The following is an 8,343-nucleotide window of genomic DNA, read 5'->3' as shown; positions in this document are numbered from 1 at the left end:
TATGGGCTGTTTGTTAACAGAGAAAGAGTATGACAACAACAGGACAACAAAAGTGTATCAGTCTTTCTCTTCGGCTGCTCCGGCATGGCAAAGATTGCTGGCCTTGTCGTTTCTATGCAGGTGGTGCAAGAGTACCATAATTATCTCGGCCTTGGGCAGGGCTATAAGCAAGTAGTAACTTCAAAGGCGATAGTTATATACCCCAGGATTCTTCATGAAACCAATCCACAGAATCAACCGGAGATGGACTGCCCCATGTCAGGAACCAATCTTCACGATCTTCAGTTTCATATTCAGATCTATAAAAGGTCCGGAGTTCTTCCTCGTTATCCACAAGGATGGGTAATTGAGTCTGAGCACAATAGTTTTTCAAATTTGCCGGCAGGGGAAGCTGATCAAAACCTCTATCTAACATCTGTCGTTGAATGACTCGACGACACTGGCTTTTCAGAGAAAAAAAAGTTTCTGGTAGTTCAGGCGATAAAAGATCCCCATACCTTTCTTTTAATAATGTTAATACCGTCTTGTAGTGAGAAACATCAATGCCTCGCAATGAGCAATACTTATCGACATCCTTAAACGACAAAAAGTTCTTCGGCATTTTGTCGTACAAATACCTGAGTACGGACTCATTCCCATACACAGCTGCAAACAAAAAAACCAGCCCTTCGTTTTGACAGGTCGCTTTTTCCCAGCCTTCACCCAGCAAAACTCGAATATACTGCAAGCACCCATTCTTGATGGCTATTATCAGCGGAAACCAGGCATTCATGTCGCATTGATCAACAGGAGCCCCATGTTCAATCAGCAACACCAGTAGATCGGGTCTCTCAGCACCATCATCATTAACCAGTATATTGAGGGCCGATAATTCGAACAGATTAACCAATGTCACATCTGCCTGATAATCAAGCAACAATCTGACAATATCCTCATTTTTTGTCTTGCAGGCTTTCATCAGGCTTGTCCAGCCATTCACATCCCGGGCATTAACGTCTGCCCCTGAACGCACTAGCAGATCTACAGCATCGGCATTACCCTCTTGTGCCGCCACATGCAAAGCATTCGAACCCAAAACCCTGTTAATCTCAACCGTCTCAACCTTGAGTATAATCCTGGCAAGCTCCAGAAAATTTCTTTCAATCGCCAGCATTAAAGGAGTACACCAACGACGCGAAGTTTTACTGATTACCTCCATATTAAAATCAAGAAGAGGCTCGTGGATTAGGGATTGGACCACTTCACTATCATTATTTTCGATAGCGGTGAGTAAACATTCGGCAGCATGACCTCCATCACTATTTAACTCAGACTCCCTGCCCCACTGCTTTGCCTCCCCCTGCGACAAAAGCGCTGGCATCCTCTTTTTGCCACACTTGGAAGGTTCATTATTTTCACAGGGGCAAATGGTCAAATCGGGTAAGGAAACCGACCTTCTGACCGGTTCACCAATCTCTGAAAAACGATTGCTCAAGCCAGGGCAGGTCGGGGTATTTTCCAGAGACCAAAGTGACCGGCTAAAACACGATAATGGTTTAGTATTTCTGGCTACAGGAGCTACAACCTGTGCATCCCCGGTATTGCTTTGATACCGCAAATAACTCCAGCTGGTTGTGCAAGAACTATCACTACTAATCACATGGACCACCGCATAGCGTAACTCTGACGGCAAACAGTCAGGAGCCTGTCAGTAGGACCAACTGTAGCGCATAGTTGCCGAAGAGTCAGAACCCGGTGCAACCGGCCGGAGGTTTCGACCCAGGGCCAGGGCATCGGCCAACTGGCTTTCAGAGCCATCAATAACCAGCTCCAACTCAATCGTTGAACCTGCCACCCGATGAACAGACACATCACGAATGGCGGTTATCCGCTCAAGGTATTTATTCAGGGCAGCATAATCGTCCAGACTGGCAACATTCTCAACCACCAGCAGAGTCTTGCCACTGGCATCGGAGACATTAATGGCATAGTGCCGGGACAAGGTTGTGCCTACCAGATCAGCGGCCAGCTGTGTCAACGCAACAGCATCCAGGCCATTAACCGCCACAGACTGACTCATCCCCCGGAATATCAGCGTCAACCGACCATTGTAGCGTTCGTTTTGCGCCAGAGCGTCCGGTGACAGAGCACGGGACAAACGCCCGGTCAGAATCGATTCAGAACCATAACGCCGGGAAGCGTCCTGCAATTTGTGGGTAAAGCCGCCCCATACATCAACGGTTGAAATCGCCCCGGCATCTTCAAAGTCCATCAAAGGAAAGAGCACCGGCAAGCCCCGCCCCTGAAAGCTCTCGGCAAACACCGCGGGAAGAGTCCCTGAGGCATTGACGATTGAGCGCTGCCCAACGCTCTCCACCGCCAGCCACACCAGTGTCGATGGTCTGCTCTGTCCCCAGATGGCAACACCGGCACTGCGCAGCAGGCGGTTAATTGCCTGGTCATCAAATACCGCCTGCAAATACTGCTGACGGTTGAGGGAGGACGCCTGATCAGCAGAAGAGCTGCGGAAACCAAACTTGCGAATATAGGCTTCCGGCTTGGCCAGTGCACTTTTTACCACACTGTTGGCCAGTACCTCACGCTGTCCAGCCACTTTCACCAGCACCTCCGCCAGAGCCTGGGACATGGCATCCGCCCGCTCCTGATAACTTTGTCCGGACACTGGCACTTCCTGACTGTATAACCCTTTGACCAAGGCTGCATGGGTATTTTCAGGCAATATGGAAAATACCAGAAGACCCACCACCAGAGTGGCCGCCTTAACGGCTGAACGGGCTTCAGGGGCAGACAAGAAGGTCAGCGGACTGATCAGGTTTTGCAGGAGAGCGTTGCATCGCTTAGCCACAGGCATCAATAAAATCCTGTACATAAAAATCAAATGAACATCATTCTGCCATAAATCCGGCAAAAAATACTGCATTTGCCAACGTCTGGACAACTGCGGGCATTGAAAATGCACTATGGTAATCACTTCTAACCCTGAAATCAGATCCAAATTACCAAAAATTACCACCAGACATCAGCGACAATGCGGTAACAGCATTGCGATAAATACCGCAGCCTCCTAGAATAGCCGCCTTCATCCACCCAAACCGTGTTGGACTGAACACCGCCCCCGGTCAGTGAACAGTCCGGATTAAAACACTGTCGGCACCGCCGGTGGTAACAAGCTCTGGCAACAAGCGGATTGATATCAATGAACAAATCGGATTCCAGAACCTCCCTGAGTTACAAGGATGCAGGTGTCGATATCGACGCTGGCAACGCTCTGGTTGAGCGCATTAAACAGGTGGCAAAGTCCACTTCCCGCCCTGAGGTAATGGGTGGCCTGGGCGGTTTTGGAGCGCTGTGCCAACTGCCAGCCGGGTACAAAGAACCGGTTCTGGTTTCCGGCACCGATGGCGTGGGTACCAAGCTGAAGCTGGCCATGGACCTGGGGATGCATGACCATATTGGCTTCGATCTGGTGGCCATGTGCGTCAACGACCTGCTGGTTTGTGGTGCCGAACCGCTGTTCTTTCTGGACTATTACGCCACCGGGCAATTAAATGTCGATGTGGCTGAACGCGTGGTCACCGGGATTGGCAAAGGCTGTGAACAGTCTGGCTGCGCCCTGATCGGGGGTGAAACAGCGGAGATGCCCGGGATGTACCAGGGCGACGATTACGATCTGGCGGGTTTCTGTGTCGGCGTGGTTGAAAAGTCTGAAATCATCGATGGCAGCAACGTCTCCCCCGGTGACGTGTTAATCGGTTTGAAATCCAGCGGACCACACTCCAACGGTTATTCACTGATCCGCAAGGTTCTGGAAGTCGCCGGTTCTGACCTCAGCGCCCCGCTGGCAGGCAAGCCTCTGGCAGAACACCTGATGGCACCAACCCGCATTTACGTCAAATCACTGCTGCAGCTGCAAAAGGAACTGCCGATCCACGCCATGGCCCACATCACCGGGGGCGGCTTGCCAGAGAATCTGCCAAGGGTTATTCCCAAAGGCTGTCGTGCGGTGATCAACACACAGAGTTGGGAAATCCCGGCCATCTTCCGTTTCCTGCAGGAAAAAGGCAATATTGAGACCTTTGAACTGTACCGTACTTTCAATTGTGGTATCGGTATGGTGCTCTGCATCCCACAAAGCCATCGGGAGCAGGCAATCAGGCGTCTGGAAGCGCTGGGAGAGGAAAGCGTCATTATCGGCCATATTGAATCCGCAGACAGCGATGGCGATCCTGTGGTGTTTCAATAACCGTCCTGACCAATATCTGGCCCGGGTGCCATGTCACTCTGGCCAACCGGATTCCAATCACAAAACCATTGAAAGCATTCAGGAAACAGCAGTGAGCGAGAAAAAGCGAGTTGTCGTTCTGTTATCAGGCAACGGCAGTAACCTTCAGGCACTTCTGGATCAAGAACATCACTACAGTTATCAAATTGTCGGGGTCGTCAGCAACGTACCAGAGGCTTACGGGCTGGAAAGGGCCAGACAGCACAAAGTGGCGGCCCTTGGTCTGGACTACAAAATCTTTTCCTCCCGGGGTGCCTTTGACCAGAGACTGGTAGAAGAGGTTAACCGTTTTGAGCCGGACCTGGTGGTACTGGCCGGTTATATGAAAATTCTAAGCCCCGAGTTTGTGGAAAAATTTGCAGGCAGATTGATCAATGTTCACCCCTCCCTGCTCCCGGAATACAAAGGTCTTGGCACCTATCGCCGGGTACTTGCGGATAAAAAAACCCGCCATGGCTGTACTGTTCACTTTGTCACACCAGAACTGGACAGTGGTGCCCAAATCATTCAGGCTTCAATGAGTGTCGGGCCCGGCGATAATGAAGAGGGTCTGAAACAACGTGTTCAGGCCATGGAGCACCAGATTTACCCCCTGGCCGTACATCTGATCACCTCCGGCAGGCTGCAACTGAAGGGTGACAACGTGCTATTGGATGACCACCCTGTTGACCCACTGGGCTACCAATTGCTGGAAAACGCCCTGGAACTGGCATGATCAATTCGATTCATACGCTTTTTCATCGCCACACAGTGAGCATGAAAGAATCCATAACAACCCATCCCGGCAACTATGGCCCGGGCACTCTGAGAGCGGCACTTGCCCTGACCCTGATGCTGGCGGGCAATACCGGCTTTGCTGCCTCCCAGACGAAAAAACCGGATAGCGCTTTCACGCTCAAGCCATACTCCGCAACCTATAAAGCATCCATCAAGGGGATGCCCTTTGGTGGCTCCGGCGAAAGATCCCTGAGACAAAATGCTGATGGCACCTGGACCCTTGAGTTCAGTGCCGATGCGGCATTTTTCGGGATGAAAGAGACCAGCCATTTTGCCAGTCAAGGTGTGCAACTGATCACCAGCCAATACGTGCAACAAAGAACCGGGCTGGGCAACAAACCAACGGAATATGCCACCTTTGACTGGTCCGGCAATAAGGTCAACTGGCAACAGGGGGACCGGCAGTGGTCGATGGACCTGAAACCGGAAACCCTGGACAACCTGAGTTACCAGCTGAAACTGCGTATGGATCTGGCAGCTGCCCACGGCCAACCGCTAAACTATGACGTTGCCGATGACGATGAAGTCTATCAACGCCAATTCACCATCGAAGGTGAAGAGATATTAAAAACGGACCTTGGCAACCTGAAAACCGTCAGAGTCAAAATACAAAGAGACAGTGATGAACGGGCCACCTGGATCTGGTTTGCCAAAAACCATGACTACTTTCTGGTAAAGCTGCTGCAGGAAGAAAAAGGCACGGCCTATACCATTGAGATCAAAGAGGCTGCCATTGACGGCAAGCCACTGAAAAAGAAACCAACCACCAAACTGTCAGAACGCCCCAAACATCCCTGATCACTACTTTTTTAATATCTGCAACCTGAAGGAGCCTGAAATGCGATTTCTTCACACCATGCTGCGTGTTGGTAACCTGGATCGATCCATCGAGTTTTATACGGAAATTCTCGGCATGAAACTGCTGAGAAAACACGACAACGAACAGTACCAGTACACCCTCGCTTTTGTTGGCTATGCCGATGAGTCTGAGCAGGCAGTGATTGAACTCACCTACAACTGGGGCACTGATCAGTACGATCTGGGCAACGCCTTTGGCCATGTTGCCCTGGGCGCTGATGATATTTATGCCACCTGTGATGCCATCCGTAAGGCCGGCGGCAAAATTACGCGGGAACCAGGCCCGGTGCTTGGGGGGACCACTGAAATAGCGTTTGTGGAAGATCCGGATGGTTACAAAATCGAGCTGATTCAAGCCAAAGCCGCGTCTGAAGGGCTTAACGGCTAAGAGGCTGGTCGAGAATAGTGCCCGCCCGTAGCGAGGACGGCAGTTTTTGAAACTTTTTAGAAAAAAGGAGGTCAAATAGTGAGGTGCAAATTTATAACAATAAAATTCTGATGGAGGAAAACACTATGGGGCCACTATCCACTTTTATAGATCGCACTTTTATAGATCGCTATTTATTTCCCCCTGAGTGCAAATCCTGTTGTCCGATTACTGCCGGTGTTTGTGCATTGGCAGGTGGTGCGGCCGGTGGGATCACTGCGTTGTTTGCTGGTGCTAAAACGATCGAGGCATTTGGTACCGGCTTCGGGCTGGGTGCGACAATCGGGCTCACCTCAGCCACCCCGATCGCCGCTGCATGCATTGCCTGTTGTCGCGATGACAATCCAGGGGACGACACTAATATCGCTGACAATCGTGACCGAAATCCACGCCCCCTTAACTCCAGAGTGGTCATCACTCATCAGCCGCACATGACTGTGAATGTGAATAAGTTGACTTCCGGCCTTGGCTTGAGATTCCATCTTAATTATTCGGGCAGAGCACATGCACTTGCCACACATCAGCTGAGTAGCGATTATTGCGGTGGATACTACGATGGTGGACATGGTGGATGCGACAGCAGTAGACATGGCGGATGCGACAGCAGTAGACATGGCGGATGCGACAGCAGTGGACATGGCGGATGCGACAGCGGTGGCGGTGATGGTGGCTGTGGTGGTGGTGGTGGTGGTGGTGAATAAAACCCGCGAAATTCCCAATCCATAGCGCATAGTGTCTGAGTGAATATGGGTGGGGCCGCCTAATGCATAGTTTCAATGAATTTGGCGAGTACAATCTCCGTTCACCCTGAGCGGAGTCGAAGGGTGCTTGCCACGATCTATCAGAGTCCGGAGCTTCCGTCCTTCGGCAGCCTCAGGACGAACGAAGTGCAGAGGCACGACAACCCATCAAATTCATTGGAATCATGTACCAGGTGGGGCCGCCAAGGTGGTGCCACTGGTGCCTTCCAGACAAACCATGCCCAACCAGTGCCACAAATATAATAATCTATTGATTTATATCACTTCATTGTAACATTTCAATATCTTATAAATGCCTTGCGATAAAACCCCAGCTCAAAATTAATACTTCTGCTTTAGTGTATTCGATTCGGCAATAACGTTTGCAGAGGATCCGGACGGCTACAAAATCCAGAAAAGTAATCACAGAACCGATAAACGACATGGATGCCATAATGCCCCGTCTTCGCACCCTCATCTTATTGACTGCATTATCCTCACCTCTGATCACCGGTTGCTCTTCCGGGCAGGCCAATAGCCATACCGCCTACGTCACTAACGCGGCACTCAAGGAGCTTGGCCCTGCCGGTAATGCCATTGCCATGGACCGGGAAAAGGACGTCATTGCTTTTGAGGCACTGGTTCGCATCTTAATCAAGGAAGCCAGGGTGGCCTGGGGGGATGAGAAAAAGGCCAGCAGTAAAGAGTATGTGAAATACACCAACCACTACCGAACCCGGGTATTTGTTGATTTTGACTCCGGTAAGGTTCATGTGGAAACCCTGGATCGCACGGAAAGCAGCTTCAACCCCTATGCCGTCAGCTCGTCAAATGCCTATGGCCTGATGCCGATCATACCCAAAACGGCAGGTCGGGATGTGTTTGACAAGGTTAAAAAACTGCCCGGCCAGCCCAGCAAAAACTGGCTCTTCCAGCCCAATAACAATATTGATACCGGAACAGCGTATCTGTCGCTGCTGGAAAATCATTACCTGAAGCAGATCCGTGATCCACTGTCACGGAAATATACGATCATCTCCGCCTATAATGGCGGCGCTGGTAACGTGTTCGCCACCTTTGACCGCAACAGCCGTGACCGCGCCATACAGAAAATCAATGGCCTGAAGCCAAACCAGGTATATTGGGCGCTGACACAGAAACACCCTCGAGGAGAAAGCAGGCGTTACCTGGAAAAAGTCTCTACCGCTCAGAAGGATTTTTATCAGGGAAATATTTAGGTTGCGTTTTTCGATAACCCC

General features: G+C 50.7%; 10 protein-coding genes. 7 read left to right on the top strand and 3 right to left on the bottom strand.

All coding sequences use genetic code 11. The features are described 5' to 3' along the window. Positions 1-193: 193 nt before the first annotated feature. Positions 194-1,360 carry an ankyrin repeat domain-containing protein gene (locus tag ACO6V1_RS21175; RefSeq protein WP_422468387.1) on the bottom strand — a complete coding sequence of 389 codons (1,167 nt, stop codon included), beginning with the start codon at positions 1,358-1,360 and terminating at the stop codon, positions 194-196. Positions 1,361-1,406: 46 nt separating this feature from the next. On the opposite strand from ACO6V1_RS21175, the gene ACO6V1_RS21170 reads away from it, so the two are divergent. Then, complete coding sequence (locus ACO6V1_RS21170; protein WP_422451012.1) at positions 1,407-1,589, top strand: hypothetical protein; 183 nt, start codon at positions 1,407-1,409, stop codon at positions 1,587-1,589. Positions 1,590-1,687: 98 nt separating this feature from the next. On the opposite strand, the gene ACO6V1_RS21165 is transcribed toward ACO6V1_RS21170, so the two are convergent. Next, the gene (locus ACO6V1_RS21165) at positions 1,688-2,851 is read right to left on the bottom strand and encodes a DUF2066 domain-containing protein (protein WP_422468385.1); all 1,164 of its coding nucleotides are present in this window, start codon (positions 2,849-2,851) and stop codon (positions 1,688-1,690) included. Between the two features lie 345 nt (positions 2,852-3,196). Here ACO6V1_RS21165 and purM point away from each other — a divergent pair, with 345 nt between their 5' ends. Genes purM through gloA form a run of 4 tightly spaced genes read left to right on the top strand, consistent with a single transcriptional unit; the run spans position 3,197 to position 6,305 of the window. Further along, the gene (gene purM / locus ACO6V1_RS21160; protein WP_422468383.1) at positions 3,197-4,243 is read left to right on the top strand and encodes a phosphoribosylformylglycinamidine cyclo-ligase; all 1,047 of its coding nucleotides are present in this window, start codon (positions 3,197-3,199) and stop codon (positions 4,241-4,243) included. Beyond that, positions 4,218-4,997, top strand: a complete 780-nt coding sequence (gene purN, locus ACO6V1_RS21155) for a phosphoribosylglycinamide formyltransferase (RefSeq protein ID WP_422468381.1) — start codon at positions 4,218-4,220, stop codon at positions 4,995-4,997. The genes purM and purN overlap by 26 nt, the downstream gene beginning before the upstream one ends. Then, complete coding sequence (locus ACO6V1_RS21150; RefSeq protein ID WP_422468379.1) at positions 4,994-5,857, top strand: DUF3108 domain-containing protein; 864 nt, start codon at positions 4,994-4,996, stop codon at positions 5,855-5,857. Before purN ends, ACO6V1_RS21150 begins: the two co-directional genes overlap by 4 nt. Positions 5,858-5,897: 40 nt before the next feature. Continuing rightward, positions 5,898-6,305 (top strand): lactoylglutathione lyase, encoded by a 408-nt coding sequence (gene gloA / locus ACO6V1_RS21145; RefSeq protein WP_163372178.1) that lies wholly within the window; start codon positions 5,898-5,900, stop codon positions 6,303-6,305. 332 nt (positions 6,306-6,637) lie between these two features. Here gloA and ACO6V1_RS21140 read toward each other — a convergent pair whose 3' ends face one another. Next, positions 6,638-6,910 carry a hypothetical protein gene (locus ACO6V1_RS21140; protein WP_422461873.1) on the bottom strand — a complete coding sequence of 91 codons (273 nt, stop codon included), beginning with the start codon at positions 6,908-6,910 and terminating at the stop codon, positions 6,638-6,640. On the opposite strand from ACO6V1_RS21140, the gene ACO6V1_RS21135 reads away from it, so the two are divergent. Continuing rightward, positions 6,900-7,070 carry a hypothetical protein gene (locus ACO6V1_RS21135; RefSeq protein ID WP_422468377.1) on the top strand — a complete coding sequence of 57 codons (171 nt, stop codon included), beginning with the start codon at positions 6,900-6,902 and terminating at the stop codon, positions 7,068-7,070. The two genes, ACO6V1_RS21140 and ACO6V1_RS21135, sit on opposite strands and share 11 nt — an antisense overlap. Before the next feature lie 469 nt (positions 7,071-7,539). Beyond that, on the top strand, positions 7,540-8,322 hold the full coding sequence (locus ACO6V1_RS21130; protein WP_422468375.1) for a murein transglycosylase domain-containing protein: 783 nt from the start codon (positions 7,540-7,542) through the stop codon (positions 8,320-8,322). The last annotated feature ends 21 nt before the right edge of the window (positions 8,323-8,343 follow it).

It is taken from the genome of Endozoicomonas sp. ALC013 (assembly GCF_049310205.1).
Lineage (GTDB): Bacteria > Pseudomonadota > Gammaproteobacteria > Pseudomonadales > Endozoicomonadaceae > Endozoicomonas.
This window is presented reverse-complemented; position numbering and strand designations above follow the sequence as displayed.